Source organism: Methylobacterium sp. CM6247 (assembly GCF_054817925.1).
Map to the genome: position 1 here is coordinate 5,233,718 of NZ_JBTXKX010000003.1, position 26,349 is coordinate 5,260,066.

Consider the following 26,349-nt stretch of genomic DNA (forward strand, 5'->3'; position numbering starts at 1 on the left):
ATTCTGTGGAACGCCGGGTGGGGACGGTTCGGAGCGAGAGGTGTCCGAGCCGTCATTCCCCATCGACCTTCGATCAGCGCGACTGGGGCGCTTCGGGCGTGGCAGGCTGAGCCGGCGCGGTCTGGCCAGCGCCCTGACCGGGACGAAGGGTCTCGAGAATATTGCCGTTGGGCGCCGCCGGCTGCGTCGTCGCGGCTCCGTCGAGGATCGACTTCGGCGCGGCGCTCCGGTGGGAGATCACCGCGAGGGTCATGCTCGTCGTGAAGAACAGGGCCGCCAGGATCGCTGTAGCCCGCGTGAGGGCGTTGGCCTGGCCACGTCCGGTCATGAACCCCGACACGCCGCCACCGCTGCTACCACCGCCGAGCCCGAGTCCGCCCTCAGAGCGCTGCAGCAGGACCACGGCGATGAGTGCGAGAACCACGATGAGGTGAATGGAGATCAGGACGGCATTCATGTCGTTTCAGTCCGATGTTCCTGGTCCGTGAACCACGTAGGCCGTATCCGGCGCCCGAAGAGGCCCGGCGAGGAACGTCCGCAAAGGGCAGGCTCCTACACGAGATGGTGTCTCACGCCAAATCCTGCATCGCCCCAGGGCGGCGAATGTTTCAGGCGTAGGCGGCCGCTATCCCCAGGAAGTCGGAGGCGACGAGACTGGCGCCTCCGACCAGCGCCCCGTCCACATTCTCTACCGCCATCAATTCGCGGGCGTTACCCGGCTTCACCGAACCGCCATAGAGGATACGGACCTTGGCGGCTTCCGCGCCGATGAGCTGTCCGAGCATCTCACGCAGGGAAGCATGGACTTCGGCGATGTCGGACGGGGTCGGTGTCAGGCCGGTGCCGATGGCCCAGACAGGCTCGTAGGCGATGACCGTATCGGAGGCCTTCGCCCCCTTGGGGACGCCGATGGCGAGCTGGGCGCGGACGATATCGAGGGTCCGGCCCTCTTCCCGTTCCTCCTGCGTCTCGCCGACGCAGATGATGCCGCAGAGTCCGGCGCGGCGGGCACCCAATGCCTTGGCATGGACGCCATCGTCGGTCTCGTGGTGATAGGCGCGGCGCTCCGAATGCCCGACGATGACGTAGCTCGCCCCGAGATCGGCCAGCATCTCGGCGGAGATGCTGCCGGTGAAGGCGCCGCTGGCCTTGGCATGAAGGTTCTGACCGCCGATGGCGATGGCGGACCCGTAGACCGCTGCCACACAGGAAGAAATCAGCGTCGAAGGGGGGCAGACGAGGACGTCGATCCGGGATGCGAGTTCGGGCGAGAGCCCGTCGCGGATGGCCTCGACCACGGGAACCGAACTGCGCAGGCCGTTCATCTTCCAGTTGCCGGCGATCAGCGGCCGCCGTCCCGACTTCGACATCGTATTCCTCGCGCTCAGATGCTGCTGGTCCGGCTTCACCGGATCGTGAGCGGGGCCGTAACAGAGCCGACTAGCGGGCGCAAACATGGGCTCGAGGATTCGCCCGGCCTTTGCTGGGGCCACCGGATGGTCTATCGCGGGCGGCCTGGAGCGTGCCTTAGGTACGCCATCACGACGGATTTTCGAACGTTCCGATGCTGCAGAACATGCGTAGTGCGAGCCAGCATTGGCTCGGCAAGATCATTCTTACGGTGGTCTTCACCTTCCTCATCGCTGGCGTTGCGATTTTCGGGGTGGAAGATTTCTTCCGCTCGAACTCGGCCACGACCGTGGCTACGGTGGGCAAAACGCAGATCACTTCGGAGGCGGTGCGCTCGGCCTATCAGCTGCAGCTGCAGCGCTATCAGAGCCAGCTTCAGCGCAGCCTGACTCCCGAACAGGCCCAGGGCCTCGGTCTCGACCGGCAGGTCCTTTCGCAGCTGATCAGCGAGGCCTCCCTCGACCAGCAGGCCAAGGATCTCGGTCTCGTCATCCCGGATTCGGCAGTATTGCGCGCGATTCAAGAAGAGCCGACCTTCAAGGGGGCCAACGGCTCCTTCGACCAGACGCTCTTCTTCCAGACGCTGCAGCGCGCCGGGATCAACGAGGCGATGTTCGTGCGCGACCAGCGCGCCGCCGCCGGACGGCTCCAGATCGCCGAGGCCGTGGCCGCGGACATCCACGTCCCCGCCGCCCTGCGCGAGGCCGTGCATCGCTACACCACCGAGCGCCGCGCGGCGTCTTTCCTGATGCTGCCCCCTTCCGTGGCGGGTGATATTCCAGCACCGACGGACGAGGAGGTGAAGACCTTCTACGACGAGAACAAGAGCGCATTCCGCGCGCCGGACTACCGGGCCGTGACCCTCCTCGCCCTCGATCCGCAGGCGATGACCAAGCCCGACGCTGTCACGGACGAGGATGTGCAGAAGCGCTACGATCTCGCCAAGGCGCAATACGGCACGCCGGAGCGGCGCACGATCCAGCAGATCGTGTTCCCCGACGAAGCCTCCGCCGAGGCGGCGCGCAAGGAGATCGAATCCGGCGAAAAGCCGTTCGAGGCCGTCGCTCTGGCACGCGGCGTCGACGCGAAGGAACTTTCTTTGGGGAACCTGACGAAGGCCGAACTGTTCGACCCGGCCGTCGCAGATGCCGCCTTCTCGCTTGCCCAGAACACCATGAGCGCCCCGGTCAAGGGTCGCTTCGGCACCGTGCTCCTCCGAGTCACGGCCATCGAACCCGAGACACGCAAGCCCCTCGCCGACGTGGCGCCGGAGATCCGCAAGACCATCGCTCTCGAACGCGCCAAGACCGCCGTTGAAAAGGACCACGACACGATCGAGGACGAGCGGGCCAACAGCAAGCCGCTGGCCGAGATCGCCAAGGAGCGGGGCCTCACCCTCGTGACCGTGCCGGCGGTGAGCGCCCAGGGGCTCGACCCGTCGGGCAAGCTCGTCGATTCCATTCCGGATCGCGACACGACGCTGCCGATCGTGTTCCGCTCCGAGATCGGGAGCGACACCGAGGCGCTTCGCCTGAAGTCCGGCGGCTACGTCTGGGTCGACGTCACCGGCATAGACCAAGCCCATGACAAGCCCCTCGACCAGGTGCGCGATCAGGCAGCCGCCCAATGGCGCGCCGCCGAGGTGGCCAAGCGCCTGTCCGACAAGGCTCGCAGCCTGACCGAGCGCCTGGACAAGGGCGAGGCCATCGACACGCTGGCAACGGAAATCGGCGTGCAGGTGCAGACCTCCACGGACATCGCCCGTAGCCAGGCCAAGGACGGCCTCTCGGCCGACGTGGTCAATCGCCTCTTCGCTGTCCCGGTGGACAAGGCCGTCTCGGTCGAATCCGGCGAGTCGCGTGTGGTCGCCAAGGTCACGGCGGCGACGATGCCCGCCTTCGTGCCCGGCAGCCCCTCCGACGAGGCGATCTCGAAGCGGTTCCAGGCGACCCTCATCGATGACATCCTCGGCGAGTACATCGCCGACGTTCAGAAAAGCGTGGGGATCACCGTCAACCAGACGGCGTTCCGGCGCGCGATCGGCGGCGAGTACTGAACCGACCATGTTTCAGGAGCCGGATTACGCCGCCTTCGCGGAGGCCTACGAGGCAGGGCGGCCGACCCTCCTCAACCTGACCCTGGTGGCCGATCTGGAGACTCCGGTCGCGGCTTTCCTCAAGCTGCGGGCGGTCCATGCCGGGCCGGCCTTCCTCCTCGAATCCGTCGAGGGCGGTGCGGTGCGCGGCCGCTACTCGATGATCGGCCTCGACCCCGACCTCGCCTGGCGCTGTCGCGACGGCCGACCGGAGACCGCACGGGGCAGCGACCTGTCGGTGTTCGAGCGCGATGACGCGTCGCCGCTGGCAAGCCTCCGGTCCCTCATCGCCGAAAGCGCCATCGGAGCCGATGCCGATGTCGAACTCCCGCCCATGGCGGCGGGCCTCTTCGGCTATCTCGGCTACGACATGGTCCGGGCCATGGAGCGGCTCGGTGATTCCAATCCGGATCCCCTTGGCGTTCCCGACGCGATCCTCGTGCGACCGCGCGTCATGGTGGTGTTCGATGCCGTGCGCGACATCATCACCGTGGTCGGCCCGGTGCGCCCGAGCGCAGGGGTTTCGGCGCGTGCGGCCTATGAGGGCGCCCTCGCCCGGCTGGAGCGCGTGGCCGATGTCCTGGAAGGTCCGCTACCGGTGGAATCTCGGATCGACCCCCGCTCCATTGCTCATCCCGAGCCGGTCTCGAACACCTCGCCGGACGCCTATCTCGACATGGTCGCGCGGGCGAAGGAGTACATCGTCGCCGGTGACGTTTTCCAGGTCGTACTGTCCCAGCGTTTCGAGGCGCCGTTCACGCTGCCGGCCTTCGCCCTCTACCGGTCCCTGCGGCGGACCAACCCGGCCCCCTTCCTGTGCTACCTCGACTTCGAGGATTTCCAGGTCGTGTGCTCGTCGCCCGAGATCCTGGTGCGGGTGCGAGAGGGGCGCGTCACGATCCGCCCCATCGCCGGCACCCGCCGGCGTGGCGCCACTCCGTCCGAGGACAAAGCCCTGGCCGAGGAACTGCTGGCCGATCCGAAGGAACGCTCCGAGCACCTGATGCTGCTCGATCTCGGCCGCAACGATGTCGGTCGGGTCTCGCGCATCGGCAGCGTGACAGTAACGGGGTCGTTCTTCCTCGAATATTACAGCCAGGTCATGCACATCGTCTCGAATGTCGAGGGCGATCTCGATCCGAGCCACGACGCACTCGACGCCCTCTCGGCCGGGTTTCCCGCGGGCACCGTCTCCGGTGCGCCGAAGGTCAGGGCGATGGAGATCATCGACGAGCTCGAACGCGAGAAGCGCGGCCCCTATGGCGGCTGCATCGGCTATTTCGGCGCACGCGGCGAGATGGATACCTGCATCGTGCTGCGCACCGCCATCGTGAAGGACGGGCGGATGCATGTTCAGGCCGGCGCCGGCATCGTCTACGATTCCGATCCGGCCTCCGAGCAGCAGGAATGCGTGAACAAGGCCAAAGCCCTGTTCCGCGCCGCAGAGGATGCGGTGATGTTCGCGAGCCGGGCGCGCCGGGGGCAATAGTCCTTCCGCGCACCAAGGCACTCCTTCCGCTTGGCCCGCGATTGCCGATAGACATCGAATCGGTCGTATATCGACGGGTTGCGATGGTGGAGGAACGTGATGGCTGGGACCGAGATCGATGCCATCAGGGATCTTCTCGCCGCCAGTCCACGGTCTTCGAATCTCGCTGAGCGCCGTGAGCGGCTCGACGGGTTCGGCGCGCATTATCCTGTTCCCCCCGACGTGACGGTCGTGCCCGTGGATGCGGGCGGGGTGGCGGCCGAATGGACCGTGAGCCCGGGGGCGGACCCGACCCGCGTCGTCCTGTTCCTGCATGGCGGCGGATACGTGTCCGGGTCGCTCAACAGTCACCGGCACATGATGGCCGAGACCGGCCGCGCCGCCGGAGCGCGCACGCTGGCCCTGGATTACCGGCTCGCGCCGGAACATCCGTTTCCCGCGGCCCTCGATGACGCCCTGGCGGGTTACCGCTTCCTGCTCGAATCGGGTGTCAGCCCCAGGAACATCGTCCTGTCCGGGGAGAGTGCCGGCGGCGGGCTTGCCGTCGCGACGGCCCTCTCGCTGCGTGATGCCGGTCTGCCGCTTCCGCGCTGTCTGTGGCTCACATCGCCCTGGGTCGATCTGGAGATGACCGGTGCCAGCATGGACACCAAGGCGGCGGTCGACCCCCTGATCCAGCGGGAATACCTGACGGAACTCGCGGAGGCCTATTCCGCAGGAAAGAATGCTGCGATCCCGCTGATCTCGCCGCTTCATGCCGAACTCGGAGGCCTGCCGCCGATGCTGGTCCAGGTCGGCAGCGCCGAGACCCTGCTGGACGATTCCCTTCGCCTCGCCGGGGTGGCCGCCTCGGCGGACGTCGCCGTGACGCTCCAAGTCTGGCCGCACATGATCCATGCCTGGCACATGTTCTATCCTCAGCTTGCCGAGGGGCGACAATCGCTGGCGAGCGCCGGTGCCTTCATCCGCGCGCATCTGGGGGACGGAACCGACGGCCGGCATCCGACGATCGGGGTCTGAGAGCGGACGCGGCGCGAGAACGCTTGACCCTCTCGGCTCACCTCGTCACACGAGGGGGATCAAGAGAAGCGCGATCATGGCCAACGTCCTCGTCATCGACAACTACGATTCCTTCACCTGGAATCTCGTCCATCTCATCGGGCCGCTTTGCGGATCGATCGATGTCGTGCGCAACGATCAGGTCACCATCGACGAGATCCGCGAGCGCGCGCCCGATGCGGTGGTGCTGTCGCCGGGGCCGTGCACGCCTAACGAGGCGGGTATCTGCCTCGACGTGGTGCGCGACCTCTCCGGCGAGGTGCCGATCTTCGGAGTCTGCCTCGGCCTCCAGGCGATCGGGCAGGCCTTCGGCGGCGACGTGGTGCGGGCGCCAAAGCCCATGCATGGCAAAGTCTCGAGCATTACCCACAGGGCAACGGGGGTCTTTCGCGGGCTGAACGGCCCCTTCGATGCCACGCGGTATCACTCGCTCGTAGTGGAGCGCGGCGGGTGTCCGCAGGATCTCGTCGTCACGGCGGAAGCGGACGGGCTCATCATGGCGCTGGAACACGCGACGCTGCCTGTCCACGGCGTGCAGTTCCACCCGGAGAGCATCCTCTCGCATCACGGCTCGCAGATCCTGCGTAACTTCCTCGACATTGCTGCGGCCTGGAACGCGGGACGTGACAAGCGCGGGTCCGGCGTGCATTGACGCATCGATCAATTTTGATTGACGCTTCCGAGCCATGGACACTTTCAAGCCGCTCCTCGCGAAAGTCGCGGCCGGGTCGAGCCTCGACCGGGCGGAGGCGCGCGCCGCCTTCGACGACCTGCTCTCGGGCGAGGTGACGCCGGTCCAGGCCAGCGCCTTCCTCATCGCCCTGAAGGTGCGTGGCGAAGCCGAGGACGAGATCGTCGGCGCGGTGGAGGCCATGCGGGCGCGGATGGTACGCGTGGCCCCGGTTCCCGGCGCCATCGACATCGTCGGCACCGGCGGCGACCATTCGGGCAGCTACAACGTCTCGACTCTCGCCGCGATCCTCACGGCGGCCTGCGGCGTGCCGGTGGCCAAGCACGGCAACCGCGCGGCCACCTCGCGATCCGGCGCGGCCGATGTCCTCGTCTCCCTTGGCGTGAAAATCGGTCTCGAACCGGACGGGCTGGCCCGCTGCCTCGCCCGGGCCGGCCTCTGCTTCATGTTCGCTCAGACCCATCACGGCGCCATGCGCCATGTGGCGCCGGTGCGCTCCGAACTTCCGACGCGGACGATCTTCAATCTGCTCGGGCCGCTCTCGAATCCGGCCGGTGTCGAGCGCCAGCTTCTAGGCGTCTCCACCGAGGCCTGGGCCGAACCCCTGACGCGTGTATTGGGCGAACTCGGCAGCACGCGGGTCTGGACGGTGCACGGGTCGGACGGGCTCGACGAAATCACCGTCACCGGGCCGACGCCGGTGGTCACCCTGGAGGACGGGCGGATCGGCCGTTTCACGATCGATCCGCGCGAAGTCGGCCTGCCGCTCTGGACTCTCGAGGATCTGCGCGGCGGCGATCCCGACCATAATGCGCACGCGCTGAACGCCGTCCTCGCGGGCGAGCGCAACGCCTATCGCGACATCGCCGTTCTCAATGCGGGGGCCGGCCTCGTCGTCGCCGGTTCCGCGCAGACCTTGAGCGAAGGTGTGGCCCGTGCCGCTTCCGCCATTGATGACGGCGCGGCACGAGCAACCCTTGCACGCCTCGTGGCGGTCTCGAACACATGAAAGAGGCCCCGATGAGCGAGGCGAAACCCATTGCGGACGTCGTTGCACCACCGGCCACCACCGACCGGCGTGACGTGCTTGCGCGGATCGAGGCCTATAAGCGCCGCGAGATCGCCGAAGCCAAGCTGCGCGTACCGCTCGCGAAGCTCGAGAAGCGCATCGAGAAAGCCTCGCCGGTCCGGCCCTTCGCCGACGCGATCGCTGCTCATATCGCGCAGGGTCGACCCGCGCTCATCGCTGAGGTGAAGAAGGCGTCGCCGTCAAAAGGCCTGATCCGCGCCGATTTCGATCCCGCCGTGCTTGCCGCCGCCTACGAGACGGGCGGTGCAACCTGCCTGTCGGTGCTCACCGACACGCCCTCCTTCCAGGGCAAGCCGGAATACCTCACCGAGGCGCGGGACGCCTGTTCGCTGCCCGTGCTGCGCAAGGATTTCCTGTTCGAACCCTACCAGGTGTTCGAGGCTCGTGCCTGGGGCGCCGATTGCGTTCTGGCCATCATGGCGTGCCTCGATGACGACGAGGCGCTGGCCATCGTCGAGACCGCGCACGATCTCGGCATGGATGTGCTGGTCGAGGTCCATGACGAGGAGGAACTCGCCCGCGCCATTCCGCTCGGCACCCGGCTGCTGGGCATCAACAACCGCGACCTCAAGACATTCGAGGTCTCGTTCGATACGGCCATCCGCGTTGCCAAGGGCGTGCCAGAGGACCGTATCGCTGTCGCGGAGAGCGGCATCAGCGGGCACGACGATGTCCTGCGCCTCGAAAAGGGTGGACTTCGGACGATCCTCGTCGGGGAAAGCCTGATGCGCGAAGCGGACGTGACCAAGGCGACGAAACGCCTGCTCTTCGGTAAGGCCGGCAAATGAGCAGCCTCACGCATCTCGATGCGGCCGGTGCCGCCAACATGGTCGACGTCTCAGACAAGGCCGCCACCACCCGCATCGCTCGCGCCGAAGGCGTGGTGGTGATGCTGCCCGAAACGCTGCGCCTGATCCGCGAAGGCGATGCCAAGAAGGGCGACGTAATCGGCACAGCGAGGCTCGCGGGCATCATGGCCTCGAAACGCACGCATGAACTCATCCCGCTGTGCCATCCGCTGCTGATCTCCAAGGTCCGGGTGGAATGCGAGCCGGACGATTCCCTGCCAGGCCTTCGCGTGACCGCAGAGGTCAAGGTGATCGGTCCGACCGGGGTCGAGATGGAGGCCCTCACCGCCGTCTCGGTTGCCTGCCTCACGATCTACGACATGGTGAAGGCAGCCGATCGCGCCATGCGGATCGAAGGCATCCACCTAGTCTCCAAGGATGGCGGAAAGTCGGGCTCGTACCGGGCCGAGGGCGCTTCGTGAGCAAACTCATTCCGGTGGAGGAGGCGCTCGCGCGCATCCTCGCCAGTGCCGCCGAGCCAGTGGCAGCCGAGACGGTACCGGTAGCCGACGCCTACGGCCGGACCCTGGCCGACGATGTGGCCGCCCTACGGACCCAGCCGCCCTTCCCCGCCTCCGCTATGGATGGCTATGCGGTGCGTTCCGAGGATGTGGCCGCCGTTCCGGCAAAACTGGCGCTCATCGGCATGAGCGCTGCGGGCCACGGCTTCTCGGGCACGATCGGCCCCGGCGAGACGGTACGGATCCTCACGGGGGCTCCAGTGCCCACGGGGGCCGACACGATCCTCATTCAGGAGAATGCCGACGTCTCGGACAATGTGGTCACGGCGAAGGAAACGGTCGCCGCCAAGCGCCATATCCGCGTTCCCGGTCTCGATTTCCGGTCGGGCGATCTGCTCTTGCGGGCGGGGGAGTGCCTGGATGCGCGCCGGCTTGCCCTCGCGGCCGCGGGTGGTCACGCCACTCTCCAGGTTCGCCGCCGGCCTCGGGTCGCGATCCTCGCCACCGGCGACGAACTCGTGGCGCCGGGAGAACCGGCCTGCTGGGACCAGATCGTCGCCTCGAATGGATTGGCGGTGGCGAGCCTTGCCCGCGAGGCAGGCGCGGAACCCATCGATCTCGGCATTGCCGGAGACAGCCTCGCCTCCCTCGAAGCCGCACTGGGCCGGGCGCGGGACGCGAAAGCAGACCTTCTGGTGACCCTAGGCGGCGCCTCCGTGGGTGATCACGACCTCGTCCAGGCGGCTCTGCATCGCGAGGGGCTGGAACTTAGTTTCTGGCGAGTGGCCCTCCGCCCCGGAAAGCCACTGATGCATGGGCGCCTCGGTCCGATGATGGTCATCGGTTTACCGGGTAATCCCGTCTCCGCCGTAGTCTGCGGCCTGCTCTTCGTCGTGCCGGCGATCCGGGCTCTTCTTGGCGACCCCAAGGCCGGGGCCGACCGCAGCGAGCCGGCCCTGCTCGGGGCGGACATGCCGGCCAACGATATCCGCCAGGACTACATGCGGGCGCGGATCGAAATCGCGGATGACGGACGTCCGATGGCGTACGCCGGAACGCGCCAGGATTCCTCGATGCTCTCGGTCCTCGGTCAATCCGAAGCGCTGCTGGTTCGCCCACCCGGCGCTCCGGCCGCGAAGCGCGGCGATCCATGCCGGATCATTCGCCTCGATCGAGCGCTGCTCTGAACAGATCCGGTTTCGTCATTTTCCGGTGACGTCAGGGGCCGATCTAGCCAGCCGCGTGGCGAGCCAGCCGACGATGATCGCTACGGTGACGCCCCAGCCCACCTCCATGACGCGCGAGCCGAAGATATGCTGCGCCGTTCCGTCATGGGGTACGAGCAGGATGATGGTCGCGGTGATCCCGGCGAGCCGGGCCGCACTCGCCACATTCAGCAACCAGCAGGCCGTGAGCGACAGGATGACTGCGAGGGCATAGGAAGCCAGATGCTGCCCGAGGCCGAGCCAGATACCGAGGCCGATGAGGCCCCCCGTGGCCGCACCGAGCAATTGGTCCCGCCCGACTTTCCGCGTCGCGCGGAACTCGGTCTGGAGTACGGCGATGGCAGTGATTGCCGACCAGAACCCCTCACGCTGATTCAGCGCCTGGGTCGGCAGATAAGCCAGCACCGCCGCGCCAGCGGATAAAAGGCCGTGCACCAAACCATCGATGAGGCGGCGTCGTAGCGGCAAGCCCTTGCGAAGGCGCGCGATACGTTCGCCGAGCCGGCTGATCCTGGCCTCGTCGCGCCCTCCTTTTTCGGTTCCTGGAGGGTGTGCCTGCGCTCGCCACCCAGGGCTTCCCGGTTGCTGCTCCACGATGACACGGTCGCTCGAATCCATGATTTTTGAACGCGAGCCGAGCCTGCTTCGATCCGCCGGCGATCTTCGGGTTTCTCGCTTGCCGGCTCGGTCAGCCGAACACGAACTCCACCGCCTGCGTTACAACCTCAGGCTGGTAGGGGTGTGGCCCATCATACTCCACAGAGGTCACATCGTAGCCAACGTCCCTCAGTTTCGAAGTGTGCACCCGTGCGCTGCGATCGATGGGTATCTGCTCGTCCCGTGTCCCATGTGAGATGAAGATGCGTGGTGACCCGGCCTGCAGATGTACCGACAGGAACCCGGCCGAGGAGATGATGAGGTGGGTGACGACATGGCCATTGGCGAGGCCGGAGGAGAGAGCGTAGCTCCCGCCATCGGAATGGCCGGCGAAGACGATGTGCAGCGGATCGAGCATGAAGCGTGACGCTACCTCGGTCAAAGCGAGGTCGAGCCGCTCGCGGTCCGGCCCGTGACCGCCGATGACGAGATCCCAGGTCGGGAATACGGATTGTGGAGCGAGGAGCAGAAATCCGCGCGCCTCCGCATGCTTTTCGAGCATGGGCAGGATCTTCTCCGCACTCCCGCCGCCGCCATGAAAGAGTACGACGAGGGGAGTTGGCCGTCGCGGATTGATCCTCGGCGGCACGATCAGCATGGCGTCGCGCTCATCGAATAGACCGAGCGGATGGCGGCCCGGAGGCATGGGCTCCCTAGTCGGCAGACGATGCGCAAAAGCGAGACGTCCTGCGAGTTTAGGGTCGATCATGCGGCGAGCCTCGCGTCGTTCGGTGACATGGTGCGGGCGTCGGTCGTTCTCTGCGGTCGGCGCCCCTTGCCTAAGCTGCCGCGTCAATCCGGCTTGGCTTCGCTCAAAGGCTTGATCTTCAGTTGATCGATGATCCACAGCCAGCCGCCGGCCTCCTGCTTCCGTGCGGTCTCCACCGAGATCGTTCCGTTCGGTAGGCGCGCGAAGGTCATCGCAATCCCCCCGTTGCGAATGCTCGGCAGCGTCTCTGCGGCCGGGAACTCGGAGCGCCGCGCCAGAAGGTCGGTGTAGAAGGCCCGGATCTCCTGATGTCCCGTCGCGACCACCTTTCCGGCAGCCAGCACGGCATCCGGTTCGTAGAGGGCGACCAACCCCTCCACATCGCCGGCATTGGCCCTTTCGTTGAAGAGACGGGCAAGGTCTTCTGGGGTTTCTGCTAGCACGTGGTCCATGGCGTTTTCCTCTTGTTACACGGCTACTTCAGCAGCGTACCAGCCGAGTCGCGCACCGCTACGGTGACCGGAATCCCCGCTTTGACGCTCTCGGAGACGGTACAGAAGCGCTCGAACTGCTCGAGAACCTTGTCGAGCCGTGGCATTGTTTCCGCCGGAGCGCTCAGCGCGATGCCGACTTCGATCCCGCTGATCCTCAGGCGACCATCCGCGTTGCGTTCCACGCGAAAGCTCGATCGCGCTGCGAGCCCGGTTGCGTCCTGTTTGAATTTGCCGAGGGCGAAGACCAGGCTCGCGCACAGACAGTTGGTGACGCTGGCGACCAGGATCTGCTCGGGGTAAGGCCCCTCCCCCCCGCCATAGGGTGGCGCCTCGTCAACGGCGAGGTTCGGGAAGGCTTCCCCAAAATCGATCTCGAACCGATAGCCCTCGATCTGCCTGATCGTGATGCTGCCGTCACTGCCCATCCGGGACGTCTCCTCTCGGCTCGCCTAGCCGCCGCGTGCGCACTGAAGCGGCAAAGCAGCGACTGGCAAGGCAACGAACGAGAAGCAAAGGCGAGTTCCATCTCATTCCCCCTCCTTGCCCGCGTGTTGACAGCCCGCCCTCATTGGCATACCAAATACCAACAGTAGACGCACAGAAAAAGCAAGTGCGCGGAACATCTCACGGACGGGGTTTGACCTTTCCGCGAAATGGAGGAAGCGATCACGATGATGCAATGCAGCATTCGCAACCGCAATATATTCCAGACGGAAGCCGAAATCGCGACCACGACTGCGATCGAAGCATCGCGCGTCTCAAGTGAAATCCCTCATCGCGTTTGACGGCCGTACCTGCTGCCTAAGTCGATGGACGACGTTTCACTCGAAGACGCGAAACAAGCCATGTCGGATCAAGCAAATTTCGCCGGTATCGACGTCTCTCAACTGATCGAAGCCGCCGGAGACGCCATCGTCGTCTCCGATCCGGACGGTGCGATCGTCGTGTGGAACGCGGCGGCGGAGAGGATCTTCGGGTTCTCGTCATCCGAGGCGCTCGGCCAATCCCTCGATCTGATCACCCCGGAACGCCAGCGCCAGCGTCACTGGGATGGTTACGCCAAGACAATGCGGACCGGCATCACCCGCTACGGCACCGAGGTGCTGCGCGTGCCGGCGCTTCACAAAGACGGCCGATCACTCTCGATCGCCTTCACCGTCGGACTCCTTCACGGTTCTGACGGCGCAGTGACTGGAATCCTCGCCATCATCCGCGATGAGACCCGGCGCTGGAACGACGAACGTCAGATGCGCAAGCGTCTGAGCGAGCTCGAAAGCGCTGCCGTTTAAGTGGAGGCGCGAAAAGCTAAAAGTTTCGCCAGAATACCGGCCAACACGAGTTCCGGATCAGAACCGGACATTCGAACTATCCGATCCATTATCGTTGCATGACGATCGAAAGGGAGAACGTCGAGATGAGCAAGCCGCTTGAAGGCACCAAGATCATCGATTTCACTCACGTCCAGGCTGGCCCTGCTTGCACGCAGCTTCTCGCCTGGTTCGGCGCCGACGTCATCAAGGTCGAGCGTCCCGGTGCCGGAGACGTGACACGGACGCAGCTGCGCCACGTGGAGGATGCCGACGCCCTTTACTTCACCATGCTGAATTCGAACAAGCGTTCGCTGACCCTCGACACCAAGACCCCCGAGGGCAAGGAAGTTCTCGAGAACCTCATCAAGCAATCCGACGTGATGGTCGAGAATTTCGGTCCCGGTGCCCTCGACCGCATGGGCTTCTCTTGGGCCCGCATTCAAGAACTCAACCCGGGCATGATCCTGGCTTCGGTGAAGGGCTTCTCGGACGGCCACCATTACGAGGACCTGAAGGTCTACGAGAACGTCGCCCAATGCGCCGGCGGCGCCGCCTCCACCACCGGCTTCTGGGACGGCCCCCCCACCGTCAGCGCCGCCGCTCTCGGTGACTCGAACACCGGCATGCATCTCGCCATCGGCATCCTCACGGCGCTCCACCAGAAGAACAAGACCGGCAAGGGCCAGAAGGTCGCCGTGTCGATGCAGGATTCGGTGCTGAACCTCTGCCGTGTGAAGCTGCGCGACCAGCAGCGCCTCGACGCCCTTGGCTACCTTGAGGAATACCCCCAGTATCCGCATGGCGAGTTCACCGACGTGGTGCCGCGCGGCGGTAATGCGGGCGGCGGCGGGCAGCCGGGCTGGGTGCTGAAGTGCAAGGGCTGGGAAACCGACCCGAACGCCTACATCTACTTCACGATCCAGGGCCATGCCTGGGCCCCAATCTGCAAGGCGATCGGCCGCGAAGAGTGGATCGAAGATCCGGCCTACAACACCGCCCGTGCCCGCCAGGACAAGATCATGGACATCTTCGGCACGATCGAGGAATGGCTCGCTGACAAGACCAAGTTCGAGGCGGTCGACATCCTGCGCAAGTTCGACATCCCGTGTTCGCCGGTCCTGTCGATGAAGGAACTCTCGGTCGATCCGTCGCTGCGCGCCAGCGGCACCATCGTCGAGGTGCAGCACCCCAAGCTCGGCTCGTATCTCACCGTCGGAAGCCCGATCAAGTTCTCGGACATGCCGGTCGAGATCAAATCTTCGCCGCTCCTCGGAGAGCACACTGACGAAGTGCTGCTCGACCTCGGTTACACCCAGCAGCAGATCGAGCGCTTGCACCAGGCACGCGCCGTCTAAGACAGATGCAAAGCGGCCCGTCCTCGGACGGGCCGTGGATTGAGGAAAACGGCGTGCCGCGAGGCGCGCCGTTTTCTTTTGGGATGGGACAAGGCCGCAGCAGGACGGCTGCGTCGTCGGCATCGTTGATCGAGCGCCGGCCCTGTTCGAGTGAACGACCTACGTACCGGGACGCACGGCTTCCTGCCCCAACGAGTTCGTCAAACGCCGCAGGTCGGCGGTGAGGATCAAGCGATGGATCGGCGCGACCGGCACCATGCAGACCCAATCAAAGGCATTGTGGATGACGACCGACGAGGTGGCGGTCCCGCACGGTGAGAACCAGCATATCCGGGGCGCTGTGTTCCACCAGGAAGAAGTCCAACGTTTCACCCGCGTGCGCTTGGATCCGGCGTTCACCGGAAAAGCCGCCGATCGCCTTCACGCCGAAACGGGCCGCGATCGAATCTCTCAAGCGGAAGGCGAGCGACATGAGCGGTCGTGGCTCTGAAGTGATGAAATTCCAGTCCTGTATCGGAGTCATCGCCGAGGAGAGTACGACCGATCGCGAGTCGTCATAAACGAGCTGATCGCTCGGGCGCAGAAGCTGAACCGGCAGATCGACGGCCAAGGACTTTCCCCATCTCATTGGTGGGTCGGCCCTAGCATGACCGACGCGGATAATCGGCGGCGCGATGGGTGAACGAGCGCGGCCTGGGCCAAACCGGGCCCGGTAGCCGTGCGTTTATCCCCCTAAGGACGTGGTGCGGTCCTGTTGCCCTCCGATGGGATGCGTAACCGGGAGGCCGTTACGCGAGACATCCAGCGAGGCTGCGTCTTTCCCCTCCATCGCGAGTGCCCCGTAGGGGAGCCAGCCGGCGAAAGGTTCCAGATTGTCCTGCCCAGCGGGGCGATACCAACGCCAGACTTGGCGTGCCGCACTCGGGGCGTACCAGCGACCGGGGCGACCCTCGGCCAGGATCGGACCGAGGGTCAGGTGGTTGAGCCAGATCCGCTCCACGATCTGTGGGGCCGTGTGCATCGGGCGCCAGGTCGGCGGCATCGGACATCTCCTGCGAGGGCGATCACGGGGCGATGAAACGGGTGCGGGGGCCAGGACTTGGCGTCCGGCCCCCGCACTCTGTTCGTGGTCGGTGGCTCAGCCTGAGTTCAGGCAGCGACCACGCGGGGGGCAGGCTTGGTCTCGTCGGAGACGGCCAGCGCCTGGGCCACCACCCGCTTGCGCCAGGGCTTCAGCACGGCGATGGCGAGGAGGGATGCGAGGATGTTGGCGCCTGCGGCGACGAGGAAGACGCCGTCCCAGCTGTTGGTGGCCTGCTGGAGGTAGTTGGCGACCGGGACCAGGAGGGCGGCGGTGCCCTTGGCGGTATAGAGCAGGCCGGCATTGGTGGCGGCGAACTTGGTGCCGAACGTGTCGGTGCAGGTGGAGGGGAAGAGGGAGTAGATCTCGCCCCAGGCGAAGAACACGAAGCCGGAGAGCAGGACGAACCACAGCGGGTCGTGGCCCCAGAGGTAGAGCATGTAGATGCCGAAGCCTTCCATGGCGAAGGCGATGAACATGGTGTTCTCGCGGCCGATCTTGTCGGAGACCCATCCGAAGAACGGGCGGGTCAGGCCGTTGAGCACGCGGTCGATGGTGGCCGCGAAGGTGATGGCCACCATGGTGATGCCCATGATGGTGACGGGCACCTTGTCGACGCCGATATCGGAGGCGATGGGCTTGAGGTTGGCGGTGATCATCAGGCCGCCGGCGCCGACGATGACGAACATGAAGTACATGAGCCAGAAGATCGGCTGGCGGGCGACTTCGCCGGGGGTGTAGTTGCGCCGGGTCTGGATGATGTTGGCGTTGGCCACGACCTCCGGCACCTGGCCCTTCTTGGGCGAGGTGAAGAAGAAGGCGAGCGCGCAGACGACGAGGCCCTGGCCGATGCCGAAGTTGAAGAAGGCGGCCTGGAAGCCGTGGTCGGCGATCATCCACTGGATCGGGGCGACGGTCAGCGCCGAGCCGGCGCCGAAGCCGGCGGCGATGATGCCGGCGGCCAGGCCCCGCTTGTCGGGGAACCACTTCAGGGCCGAGCCGACGCAGGTGCCGTAGACGGCGCCGGCGCCGATGCCGGCGACGACCTGGCCGAGATAGAACATGTTGAGCGAGGCGGCGTAGGAGTTGATGACCCAGCCGATGCCGCAGAGCGCGCCGCCGAACAGCACGACCACGCGCGGGCCGTACTTGTCCACGAACCAGCCCTCGATCGGGACCAGCCAGGTCTCGAACAGCACGAACAGGGTGAAGGCCCACTGGATCGCCGCCCGGTCGAAGCCGAACTTCTTCTGGATGTCCGGCACGAAGAACGTCCAGCCGTATTGCAGGTTGGCGATCATCACCATGCAGATCACGCCGATCACCAGCTGACCCCAGCGGTATCCATCGGATACTCGCCCACTCGTTGTTTCCGCCCTCGTCATTGTCGTCCTCCGCGTTGTTCTATTTTGCTTCACTCGAGGCGTAGGAGCCGGTTGCCCGGCTTCCAGTCTTGGCGAATGCCGACCCTTTGGCGTCGTCAGCATTCTGGTATGTGGAATACCAGCCTCTCTCGTACGTATGAGCCCGTCAAGACCGAGTTGCAGAAAAATCGTCGCCGCAATGCAGCAAACGGGGATTAAACTCAAGATCTCGTTCAGGCGATGAAGAATCTGTCTGAGCTATGCGAAAACAATATCTCGCGGACGCAAATACGGGTCTGCCATGCCCCTAAGTGCATATTGTTGCATAGGCGCAAATTTGCCGTGGAAACGAGGGGTACACCCCTCAACCACCGGATTTTTGCTGATAAATCTGAAATCTGTACGCGACGGCTTTGCGCATGCCTTCGGGAACAGGCAATGCCATACCGGCCACGCAGTGACCGAGCCAAGCCGACGAGGACGTACATAGCCTACCCGCCTCGCCCTGGTCAGGCACCATAGTGCTCTTTCATTCATTGACAACCGGTATTTTGCATACCAGGGTCTGAACTCAGGAAGCGATCCGGAAGGGGCGACGTTATGCCGGCGAGGCAGCAGACGAGCACTGTGGCAAGTCGCCTAAACTATATCCGAATGGATCGCTCGGTTCGCGATGCATTGAACATGTTGCAGAATCCCGGGGTCGACGCTCTCGTCGTCATCGACGGTGTCCCTCTCGCGGACGGTGCCATCGTCGGCATCATTACCGAGCGCGAGATCTTCCGTGCCATGGCATCGCGCGGCCTCGAAGTGCTCGACAACCTTGTCTGGATGTTGGCGAAGCAAGATTTCGCATCTGCCGACGTCAGCACGTCAAATGCCGACCGGCTTAAGCTGTTCTGTGCATATCAGACCGACCATATCGCCGTGACCGATGGCTTCGTCCTGACGTCGATCCAGAGCATTTGGAGCTGCGTCGACGCCATGACTGATAGGAGTACCTCGGCTCACTCGTGATGATCGATCAGGCATTCGGGGTGTTACAATCGAATGTAACGTCAGGTCGTCCAGAGGTTGCCGAGAGATTAAATGATGCGCAATCGATCTCGATCCTTCGTTATTGCGCTGCAACGCGGTCTCACCGCAGGTGCAGGATAAGATATCCCGCTTCTGATCATTGACCTCCATCGTTTTTGCATTCAAAATTTCGACACGATACCCTAGTGTTTCGGCCTGCTCGAAAGGTTCGATTCAAGCCGGGGATCGAGGCAAGGAGACGCTACGGGGCAGCGATCGTCGGTGAAACGCCGACCGCTCGCATCTCGTGGCCAACAGGGTTAGCAGCAATGCGTTACTTGGCCATTCTTGAATGCCCGGTCATCTTCAGCGGCGAATCCCCCAACGGGATGACCAGCATGGACATGTGTCCCTCGGCCGGGATTACGCGCGGACTGATCAGCCGCCATGTCAAAGTCATCGATTCAAGGGTGATCGCAGTCTGCATCTGGCAGAGCGAGTTCTGCGCCAAGCTCTACTTCAACGCGGAATGGTACGAGAAGGCCGAGGCACTCTGGGGTGACCGCTATCAGTTGCGGCTCGAGGCCATCGATGAGGAAGCGGTCGCCTGAGGCGTTCGAGGTCGCCGCCGCGATGCATGGCCGCCCTGGAATTCACTGACTTTTGGAGGGGCCGGCCATGTCCATCATGGTGCCCCCGACTGCCGGCCCAGCTGATTTGCCTCCGCGCCCGGAGTTCGGCCCCTGGAATCCGGGGTTGGAATCGACGTTGCCCCGGGCGTTTCTGTCTCTTGAGACACTCTTCAGACCGGACAACGTAGAAACCAGCCTCGACGATGCCCGCGAGATGAGTGACGTGAGTGGTCTGCCACTGACGCAGCTCGTGCTCTTCCGTGCTCAGCGTCTCGTGGTGCACGAAGTGCTTATCCGCGTCATGGCCGATCTGTCGGTACCGGTCGGGCGCACTTATGGCGATCTCGGCGTCAACTTTCGGGCCATCGTCAGCACGATCCTGGACACCGGGATTGCGTCTCACGCGAATGAGATCGCTGACCTGCTCGTCCAGATCCGGAGCGACGCCGCGCTCGTGCTCCAACGCGAACTGTCCGAGATGTTCACCCCGAAGGTTGTCGGAGAACCGGCCCGCGGACAACCCTCCCTCTGGCAGCTGATCCTTGGCTCTCCCGAACCGGCCAGGCGGAAAAGGGAGCACGGCACGCCAGAGCAATGGGCCCTCCACCATCTCGACGCGTGGTACGCGCGTTGCGCTACACCATCAGACTCCCTCGAAATGGCGGTTTGCGTCGCCCTGCGACAGGTGGTGACAAGCATCATCCGGCGTCGCGGCTTCCTGATCCGCGACACCGCGCTTCTCCACCGTCTCGTCTGCATCCTGGTCTCGAACCAGTATGGTAGCAGCCGGATCGGCCAGCTCATTGAACCATGGTTCCGCGAGGTCGTCGCACGGGAAGGCTACCGCTCATTGAGAGCCCAGACGCAGCCGGTGGTGATGAACGTCAAAGGTGCATCAGCTTCCGGCAAAAGCACGATCCGGCCATATCAGCGTGCGCTCGCCGGGCAAGTCGGCCTCGACGAGTCGGATTTTGCTGTCATCACACCCGACGTCTGGCGCAAGTTCCTGCTCGATTACGACAGCCTCGGTGCGGCCCGCCGCTATGCCGGTACGCTGACAGGACGCGAGGTCGAGATCATCGATCGCAAGCTCGACCGTCACATGGCGGTAAAGGCTGCGGAGGGGCGCATCTCACATCTTCTGATCGACCGGTTCCGGTTCGACAGTTTCACCGTCGATCCCGGAGCAGAGGATGGCAGCCAACTCCTGACCCGCTTCGGCCATTGCGTCTACATGCAGTTCATGATCACGCCGCCGGAGGCAACCGTCGAGCGGGCGTGGAAACGCGGCGAACAATTCGGCCGTTACAAAGCTGTCGAAGATCTGCTCGCACACAACGTTGAAGCCTATACCGGCATGCCACGGCTCTTTTTCACCTGGGCACTCAGGTCGGACAAGCGGGTCCATTTCGAGTTTTTGGACAATAGCGTACCGGAAGGTGAACGTCCCCGAACCGTTGCCTTCGGCATCAACGGCACGATGAATATCCTCGACCTGAAATTTCTCTTCGACATAGATCGGTACCGCAAGATCGATATCTCCGCGCGGTCCGCGCAGGAGGTCTATGCCGCTGCCGGTTCGATGGCGCCTTCGGACAACATGAGCTTCCTGCGCGATTGTATCCGCCGGATGACCACGATCCGCTTTGCGGATTTCGGGACGGGACACGTCTACGCCAAGCTTCACCAGGGGCGCCTGACCCATCTCGCTGCGGATATCGCGGAGCGGGCGGTCGAGAACGCGGAATTGAAGGCGACTCTCGGAGCGATAGGCGTATCGGGAGTTTCACTTCCCATGCCCGAACCCGGCGAGATCCTTCGTCGGGAAGAGGCTCAGACATTGGGCCGCTGGGGTGACGCGTTCTAGGCTCTTATGGTCCTGAACGCGTATGCAACGCGTGCGATGGATGCGGCCAAGGCCCAAGCAATGCGGTGAATATAAAGTCCGTTGGGCCAGGTCCACCCGAACGGGTTGGCGGAATGAACTCAGCGTCTGCCCGAGGCCCTGACACGCTCCGATATGCGCCAGCGACATGAGTGGTCGAAGGAATGTGGTATATCAGTTTGCGGTGCAGCATGGCATCAGGGTGATGCAACGTCCTCCGGGAGCCCGCCATGTTCGCCACTCTCTTCGCCGCCGTGATCGTCATGATCGCGCTTCAGGTCCTTCTCGTAGTGAAGGCCGCCGACCTCCTCTCGGCACACGCAGACAAGAGCCGCGTTGAAAACCGCGATTATGTTCCAGGCTCGGCAGGTCGCTTCACCGGTATCGCCTAAGGGATCGTCTTCGCCTGAAAGAGCGCGGCATCGAGCCTATCCGGCCGACACCGCGCTGAGTCAGGAGGAGCTTCACGTCATGCGCGCAAGCCGAGATGTTGAGACAGGCGGCCCGCGCTTCGTTCAGGGACAGATCATTCGGCTGCAATCCTCTGGATGGCGCCGATCGCCCCTGATTCCGAGATCTTGAGGCAGTCACTCTCGGAATAACCGAGGACATCTCGCAGGATCTCGTCCGTATGCTCGCCCAACAGGGGCGAGCGCTTGACCTCGACCTGGCTCGCCGAAAGCCGGATCGGGTTTCCCACGGTCAAGTACTTGCCGCGCTCCGGATGGTCGACTTCGACCACCGTGCCGGATTTCCTTAGCGATTCGTCCTCGGCGATCTCCTTCATCGAAAGGATTGGACCGCAGGGAACGTGAAGCGCGTTGAGCGTTTCCATCGCCTCGAACTTGGTCTTCGACATCGTCCAGGCCTCGACCCGGGTGAAAATCTCATTCAGATGCGGCAGCCGCGCTTTCGGCGTCGCGTAATCGGGATGCGTCTTCCATGTCGGCTCGCCGATGACATCGCAGATCGGCTCCCAGACCGCGCCTTGCGCGATGAAGTAGATGTAGGCGTTGGGATCGGTCTCCCAGCCCTTGCACTTCAGGATGCGACCGGGCTGGCCACCGCCGGAATCGTTGCCCGCACGCGGCACCGAATCGCCAAAACCGATCCCCTCCCCGTACTGGCTGTATTCCGTGAGCGGTCCGCGCTCCAGCCGCTGCTGGTCGCGCAGCTTGACCCGGCAGAGGTTGAGAACGCCGTCCTGCATGGCGCAATCGACCTTCTGGCCGACGCCGGAATGCGTCCGTTGGTAGAGGGCGGTGACGATGCCGAGGGCGAGATGGAGGCCGGTGCCGGAATCACCGATCTGAGCGCCTGACACCATCGGTATATCGGTACGGAACCCAGTGGTGGAGGCTGCACCTCCTACGCATTGGGCGACGTTTTCGTAGACTTTGCAATTCTCATAGGCGCCCGGCCCGAAGCCCTTCACCGAAGCGAGGATCATGCGCGGGTTAGCTTCATGAATCGTCTCCCAGGTCAGTCCCATCCGGGCAAGCGCGCCGGGAGCGAAATTCTCCACGAGAACGTCACACTCCTTCACCAACCGCCACATCACCTCGATCCCCTTGGGGTTCTTGGTGTCGAGCGTGATGGAACGCTTATTGTGGTTCAACATCGTGAAATAGAGGCTATCCACATCGGGAATGTCTTGGAGCTGTTGGCGTGTGGCATCGCCGACGCCCGGACGCTCGACCTTGATCACGTCCGCGCCGAACCAAGCCAGGAGCTGGGTACAGGTCGGGCCGGACTGGACATGAGTGAAGTCGAGGATCTTCACGCCTTCGAGGGCATTCATAGGACTCTTCCGCGTTGAAGGGCGTTCGGCGGATATGGGCGCCGGCCGCCCCGGCGTCGCTGACGCTGGAGCGGCCGGACGGACCGACGGCCTACTTCTTCTTTTTGACCGCGCTCTGCGGGTTGAGGCTGCCGATATTGCCGCTTTCGGTGCCGGCCTCCGGGTCGATCACCGCGTTGATGAGGGTCGGGCGGCCCGAGTCCATCGCGGCGTTTACGGCCTGGGAGAGCTCGTCCGGCGTCGTCGCGTTGACGCCCACGCCGCCGAAGGCTTCCATCATCTTGTCGTAACGGGAATCCCGGACGAAGACAGTCGTTCCTGGATCGCGGCCGGTCGGATCCGTATCGGTGCCGCGGTAGATGCCGTTGTTGTTGAACACGACGATACAGACCGGCAGGTTGTAGCGGCAGATCGTCTCCACCTCCATGCCGGAGAAGCCGAAGGCGCTGTCGCCCTCCACCGCGAGGACGGGCTTACCGGTCTCGACAGCGGCGGCGATGGCGAAGCCCATGCCGATGCCCATGATGCCCCAGGTGCCGACATCGAGGCGCTTGCGCGGCTGATACATGTCGATGATGCCACGGGCGAGATCGAGGGTGTTGGCCCCCTCGTTGACGAGGATGGCGTCCGGACGTTCGGCGATGATGGTCTTCAGCGCGCCGAGTGCGCCGTGGAAATCCATCGGCGTCGAATTCTTGCGGAGCTTCGACGCCATCTTGGCGAGGTTCTCTTCCTTCTTGGCAGAGATGGCATCGGTCCAGGATGCCGGCGGGGCCTGCCAATCGCCCTTCATCCCGTCGAGAAGCGCGGTGACACAGGAGCCGATATCGCCGACGACGGGCGCCACGATCTCGACATTGGAGTCCATCTCTTTCGGCTCGATGTCGATCTGGATGAACTTCTTCGAGCCGGGCGCGCCCCAGGTCTTGCCCTTGCCGTGGGAGAGCAGCCAGTTGAGGCGCGCGCCCACCAGCAGGACGACATCGGCCTCCTTGAGGACGAGCGAACGGGCAGCACCCGCCGATTGCGGATGGGTGTCGGGCAGGAGGCCCTTGGCCATGCTCATGGGCACGTAGGGGATGCCGCTGGTTTCCACGAGAGCCCGAACCTCGTCGTCGGCCTGCGCATAGGCCGCGCCCTTGCCGAGCACGATGAGGGGGCGTTTGGCGCTCTTCAGGACATCGAGTGCGCGCTTGATCGCGGAGGGGGCCGGCAGCTGGGCCGGGGCCGCATCGATGACCTTGACCAGCGACTTGGCGCCGGCATCGGCCTCCATCACCTGAGAGAAAAGCTTGGCAGGTAGATCGAGATAGACGCCGCCGGGGCGGCCCGAAACTGCGGCCCGGATGGCCCGCGCGACGGCAATGCCGATGTCGGCGGCGTGAAGAACGCGGAAGGCGGCCTTGCACAGGGGCTTAGCGATGGCGAGCTGGTCCATCTCCTCGTAATCGCCCTGCTGGAGATCGACGATCTCGCGCTCCGACGAGCCGGAAATAAGGATCATCGGGAAGCAGTTAGTCGTGGCGTTGGCCAGGGCCGTGAGGCCGTTGAGGAAGCCAGGCGCGGAAACCGTGAGGCAGATGCCGGGCTTCTTCGTCAGGAAGCCCGCGATGGCGGCGGCGTTGCCGGCGTGCTGCTCATGGCGAAAGGAGATGACCCGCATTCCTGCGGCCTGGGCGAGGCGACCGAGATCGGTGATCGGAATGCCGGGCACGCCGTAGATCGTGTTGATGTCATTGAGCTTCAGCGCGTCGATGACGAGGTGGAAGCCATCGGTGAGTTCCGGCTCGGCCGAAACGTCGACATCGATTCTCTGGGCCAAAGCTGACATCGTGTTCTCTCCCTGGTTCTTTGACGTTTTATTTTGATTGGCGGTCCGCAAAGTCGGCGAACCGATGACGTGAACTTTTCCGCTGCGGGATTTGGTTCTCTCTTGCAGCGCAAACCCGATTGTGATGCGGCTTCGGAGACCGCGGGATTCCTCGACGTTAAATCGACGTCCTGGCAGTGACTTTGGAGTTGGCGTTGCAGTGAAGTCGGCCAGCGTGACGTTTCATTCTCCCTCGACGGGGCGTGGATTTTCTTCAACGGGAATCCAAAAATTTATGATCTCTTTGGGTATTCCGCGCAGCTTAATCTTTGCGGTGACTTGATGGGGTCGATGGTGGACACAACCAAATCGCCATGTTTTATAATGCCTATCGCCAGTCGAGCGGCGTTCGCCGGCTGGCGATCCCGCGCCTGCCTCGAACAGAGAAGACGCTTTGACCCGATCTAGCAGTCGAAAACTGCTGTAAGCCCTCCGACCCGATAGGCAATTGGTGGCATACCAAATACCAACTGTCAAACGGATTTGCACGATTGTGCCGATCAGCATCGGATCGCTCGAACGCGAGGCTTCGCATGGCCGGTCGACACGGGAAGAATACAACTCCTTCCTTCATGGTAATCGGAAGTCTGCTCTTCGAACCGTAGCGAGGAAAGCGCCACTCAGCTTATGTTAAGAGCTTTGAGCGGGCCGAGGCATTCCTTGTATTTCAAACGCGAGTTTGGCATGCTTCACACCAAGTGTGCTCGCCCGCGTGTGCGAGTTTAAATTATTCTAGGTGGCATGAAAAATGGTTAAATCCGACACATTTCAAGTAAAGCCTATCGTTGCGACTTCAAGCTTGCGTGCATTGGCTTATGACGCGCTCAAAGAAGCAATCACGAACATGAACATTTATAATCAGCGTGAAGAGGTTCGCCTGGATGAGCGAAAGCTGTCCTTGAACCTTGGCGTGAGCCGCACCCCTGTGCGCGAAGCGCTGACGGTATTGGAGCAGGAAGGCTTCGTGCGGTTCGAGGCCCGTCGCGGTGTCTTCGTCATCAAGAAGTCGAAGAAAGAAATTGTCAGCATGATCCAGGCTTGGTCTGCCTTGGAGAGCATGGCTGCGCGCCTCGCCTGCGAGCGTGCCACCGACGAACAACTTCTCTGCCTGCGTGAGCACTTTCCAGAATTCTATGAAGGACGCCCGTCGGATCATCTCGACGAGTATTCGGAAGCCAACATTCGCTTCCACCAGAAGATCATTTCGCTCGGCCAGTGCGACGTGATCAAAGACATCACCAGCAACCTGCTGATGCATGTCCGCGGTATTCGCAACACCGCGCTGCGTCAGGGGGAACGCGCGGCCAACTCGATCAAGGAACACGTGGCGATCATCAAGGCATTGGAAGCGCGCGATGCAGATCTGGCGGAACGCCTCGTGCGCGAGCACGGCCTCGGCCTCGCCAGCCATGTCGAGAAATATGGTGACTATCTCGACTGATCGACGCTGCCGCCAGAGTACCCGCCATATCGCATGGCTCCCCGGCCGTCGGTGACCGACTAAGTCATCGGCGGGGACTGGGCGCGCGGCTCCGCCGGACACCGCGAAGGCCCGCCATACAGTGGCGGGGTAAGCCCCCGCGGCACGAAGCCCCATCGGATGATTGAAGGGCCCGGCGGGTGATACCGGCGGACGCCAAGCCGGCCCGCGGTAAGGCCGCTTGAGCGGAACATTGCACCTCAGGAACAAACTCTACCACCGGGTTAACGGAACCCTTGCAGAACACTTGCGGAACGTCTACCGTGTTCGTGTTTTGTTTCAGCGGCGTTAGTCGCGGCCATTGGCTTCAGTGGAAGAGTGATCT

At 63.8% G+C, this 26,349-nt stretch carries 26 protein-coding genes; 15 read left to right on the plus strand and 11 right to left on the minus strand.

Annotated features, from left to right (window positions below):
• Nucleotides 1-73: 73 nt before the first annotated feature.
• Nucleotides 74-457, minus strand: coding sequence for a preprotein translocase subunit SecG (gene secG, locus ACYQOP_RS25815; protein ID WP_056427002.1), 384 nt, complete (start codon nucleotides 455-457; stop codon nucleotides 74-76).
• A gap of 151 nt (nucleotides 458-608) precedes the next feature.
• Entirely contained in the window at nucleotides 609-1,370 is a 762-nt protein-coding gene (gene tpiA / locus ACYQOP_RS25820) for a triose-phosphate isomerase (RefSeq protein WP_056427105.1), read from the minus strand.
• Nucleotides 1,371-1,564: 194 nt separating this feature from the next.
• Here tpiA and ACYQOP_RS25825 point away from each other — a divergent pair, with 194 nt between their 5' ends.
• From ACYQOP_RS25825 to ACYQOP_RS25860, 8 genes are all read left to right on the plus strand, one after another.
• Nucleotides 1,565-3,466, plus strand: a complete 1,902-nt coding sequence (locus tag ACYQOP_RS25825; RefSeq protein WP_461224971.1) for a peptidylprolyl isomerase — start codon at nucleotides 1,565-1,567, stop codon at nucleotides 3,464-3,466.
• Between the two features lie 7 nt (nucleotides 3,467-3,473).
• Nucleotides 3,474-4,994, plus strand: a complete 1,521-nt coding sequence (gene trpE / locus ACYQOP_RS25830) for an anthranilate synthase component I (RefSeq protein ID WP_461224973.1) — start codon at nucleotides 3,474-3,476, stop codon at nucleotides 4,992-4,994.
• A 99-nt stretch (nucleotides 4,995-5,093) separates the two neighbouring features.
• Complete coding sequence (locus ACYQOP_RS25835; protein WP_461224975.1) at nucleotides 5,094-6,014, plus strand: alpha/beta hydrolase; 921 nt, start codon at nucleotides 5,094-5,096, stop codon at nucleotides 6,012-6,014.
• 76 nt (nucleotides 6,015-6,090) lie between these two features.
• On the plus strand, nucleotides 6,091-6,705 hold the full coding sequence (locus tag ACYQOP_RS25840) for an anthranilate synthase component II (RefSeq protein WP_461224977.1): 615 nt from the start codon (nucleotides 6,091-6,093) through the stop codon (nucleotides 6,703-6,705).
• Nucleotides 6,706-6,739: 34 nt separating this feature from the next.
• Entirely contained in the window at nucleotides 6,740-7,753 is a 1,014-nt protein-coding gene (gene trpD, locus ACYQOP_RS25845; RefSeq protein WP_461224979.1) for an anthranilate phosphoribosyltransferase, read from the plus strand.
• Between the two features lie 11 nt (nucleotides 7,754-7,764).
• Nucleotides 7,765-8,622: an indole-3-glycerol phosphate synthase TrpC gene (gene trpC, locus ACYQOP_RS25850; RefSeq protein WP_461224981.1), complete on the plus strand. Its 858-nt coding sequence runs from the start codon at nucleotides 7,765-7,767 to the stop codon at nucleotides 8,620-8,622.
• Nucleotides 8,619-9,104: a cyclic pyranopterin monophosphate synthase MoaC gene (gene moaC, locus ACYQOP_RS25855; RefSeq protein WP_461224983.1), complete on the plus strand. Its 486-nt coding sequence runs from the start codon at nucleotides 8,619-8,621 to the stop codon at nucleotides 9,102-9,104. Before trpC ends, moaC begins: the two co-directional genes overlap by 4 nt.
• Nucleotides 9,101-10,330, plus strand: a complete 1,230-nt coding sequence (locus ACYQOP_RS25860) for a molybdopterin molybdotransferase MoeA (RefSeq protein ID WP_461224985.1) — start codon at nucleotides 9,101-9,103, stop codon at nucleotides 10,328-10,330. Before moaC ends, ACYQOP_RS25860 begins: the two co-directional genes overlap by 4 nt.
• A 15-nt stretch (nucleotides 10,331-10,345) precedes the next feature.
• Here the strand turns inward: ACYQOP_RS25860 and ACYQOP_RS25865 are convergent, their stop codons facing one another.
• The 4 genes from ACYQOP_RS25865 to ACYQOP_RS25880 all read right to left on the minus strand — a co-directional run bounded on the left by ACYQOP_RS25865 (nucleotide 10,346) and on the right by ACYQOP_RS25880 (nucleotide 12,654).
• Nucleotides 10,346-10,804 (minus strand): FUSC family protein, encoded by a 459-nt coding sequence (locus tag ACYQOP_RS25865; RefSeq protein ID WP_461224987.1) that lies wholly within the window; start codon nucleotides 10,802-10,804, stop codon nucleotides 10,346-10,348.
• Nucleotides 10,805-11,057: 253 nt separating this feature from the next.
• The gene (locus ACYQOP_RS25870) at nucleotides 11,058-11,735 is read right to left on the minus strand and encodes an alpha/beta hydrolase (RefSeq protein WP_461224989.1); all 678 of its coding nucleotides are present in this window, start codon (nucleotides 11,733-11,735) and stop codon (nucleotides 11,058-11,060) included.
• Nucleotides 11,736-11,818: 83 nt separating this feature from the next.
• The gene (locus ACYQOP_RS25875) at nucleotides 11,819-12,187 is read right to left on the minus strand and encodes a YybH family protein (RefSeq protein WP_056426973.1); all 369 of its coding nucleotides are present in this window, start codon (nucleotides 12,185-12,187) and stop codon (nucleotides 11,819-11,821) included.
• Nucleotides 12,188-12,210: 23 nt separating this feature from the next.
• Nucleotides 12,211-12,654: an OsmC family protein gene (locus ACYQOP_RS25880; protein WP_207412362.1), complete on the minus strand. Its 444-nt coding sequence runs from the start codon at nucleotides 12,652-12,654 to the stop codon at nucleotides 12,211-12,213.
• 420 nt (nucleotides 12,655-13,074) lie between these two features.
• On the opposite strand from ACYQOP_RS25880, the gene ACYQOP_RS25885 reads away from it, so the two are divergent.
• Both ACYQOP_RS25885 and frc (ACYQOP_RS25890) read left to right on the plus strand, forming a co-directional pair.
• Nucleotides 13,075-13,518: a PAS domain-containing protein gene (locus ACYQOP_RS25885; RefSeq protein WP_056426967.1), complete on the plus strand. Its 444-nt coding sequence runs from the start codon at nucleotides 13,075-13,077 to the stop codon at nucleotides 13,516-13,518.
• A 125-nt stretch (nucleotides 13,519-13,643) separates the two neighbouring features.
• Nucleotides 13,644-14,894 (plus strand): formyl-CoA transferase, encoded by a 1,251-nt coding sequence (gene frc / locus ACYQOP_RS25890; protein WP_207412361.1) that lies wholly within the window; start codon nucleotides 13,644-13,646, stop codon nucleotides 14,892-14,894.
• A 268-nt stretch (nucleotides 14,895-15,162) separates the two neighbouring features.
• Here the strand turns inward: frc (ACYQOP_RS25890) and ACYQOP_RS25895 are convergent, their stop codons facing one another.
• The 3 genes from ACYQOP_RS25895 to oxlT all read right to left on the minus strand — a co-directional run bounded on the left by ACYQOP_RS25895 (nucleotide 15,163) and on the right by oxlT (nucleotide 17,360).
• Entirely contained in the window at nucleotides 15,163-15,504 is a 342-nt protein-coding gene (locus ACYQOP_RS25895; RefSeq protein ID WP_461224992.1) for a DUF2867 domain-containing protein, read from the minus strand.
• Between the two features lie 114 nt (nucleotides 15,505-15,618).
• Nucleotides 15,619-15,936: a hypothetical protein gene (locus tag ACYQOP_RS25900; protein WP_207412359.1), complete on the minus strand. Its 318-nt coding sequence runs from the start codon at nucleotides 15,934-15,936 to the stop codon at nucleotides 15,619-15,621.
• Between the two features lie 107 nt (nucleotides 15,937-16,043).
• On the minus strand, nucleotides 16,044-17,360 hold the full coding sequence (oxlT, locus tag ACYQOP_RS25905) for an oxalate/formate MFS antiporter (RefSeq protein ID WP_419951759.1): 1,317 nt from the start codon (nucleotides 17,358-17,360) through the stop codon (nucleotides 16,044-16,046).
• A gap of 579 nt (nucleotides 17,361-17,939) precedes the next feature.
• On the opposite strand from oxlT, the gene ACYQOP_RS25910 reads away from it, so the two are divergent.
• The 4 genes from ACYQOP_RS25910 (at nucleotide 17,940) to ACYQOP_RS25925 (ending at nucleotide 21,265) form a co-directional block, all read left to right on the plus strand.
• Nucleotides 17,940-18,356 (plus strand): CBS domain-containing protein, encoded by a 417-nt coding sequence (locus ACYQOP_RS25910; RefSeq protein ID WP_461224995.1) that lies wholly within the window; start codon nucleotides 17,940-17,942, stop codon nucleotides 18,354-18,356.
• Nucleotides 18,357-18,685: 329 nt separating this feature from the next.
• A complete protein-coding gene (locus ACYQOP_RS25915; protein ID WP_056430905.1) occupies nucleotides 18,686-18,967 on the plus strand; it encodes a hypothetical protein in 282 nt (93 codons plus the stop codon).
• A gap of 67 nt (nucleotides 18,968-19,034) precedes the next feature.
• Nucleotides 19,035-20,855, plus strand: a complete 1,821-nt coding sequence (locus tag ACYQOP_RS25920) for a DEAD/DEAH box helicase family protein (RefSeq protein ID WP_461224997.1) — start codon at nucleotides 19,035-19,037, stop codon at nucleotides 20,853-20,855.
• Nucleotides 20,856-21,103: 248 nt separating this feature from the next.
• Nucleotides 21,104-21,265: a hypothetical protein gene (locus ACYQOP_RS25925; RefSeq protein WP_461224999.1), complete on the plus strand. Its 162-nt coding sequence runs from the start codon at nucleotides 21,104-21,106 to the stop codon at nucleotides 21,263-21,265.
• A 134-nt stretch (nucleotides 21,266-21,399) separates the two neighbouring features.
• Here ACYQOP_RS25925 and frc (ACYQOP_RS25930) read toward each other — a convergent pair whose 3' ends face one another.
• Entirely contained in the window at nucleotides 21,400-22,674 is a 1,275-nt protein-coding gene (gene frc, locus ACYQOP_RS25930) for a formyl-CoA transferase (protein WP_461225001.1), read from the minus strand.
• Nucleotides 22,675-22,765: 91 nt separating this feature from the next.
• Nucleotides 22,766-24,505: an oxalyl-CoA decarboxylase gene (gene oxc, locus ACYQOP_RS25935; protein WP_207412818.1), complete on the minus strand. Its 1,740-nt coding sequence runs from the start codon at nucleotides 24,503-24,505 to the stop codon at nucleotides 22,766-22,768.
• A gap of 787 nt (nucleotides 24,506-25,292) precedes the next feature.
• On the opposite strand from oxc, the gene ACYQOP_RS25940 reads away from it, so the two are divergent.
• A complete protein-coding gene (locus ACYQOP_RS25940; RefSeq protein WP_461225003.1) occupies nucleotides 25,293-25,985 on the plus strand; it encodes a GntR family transcriptional regulator in 693 nt (230 codons plus the stop codon).
• The last annotated feature ends 364 nt before the right edge of the window (nucleotides 25,986-26,349 follow it).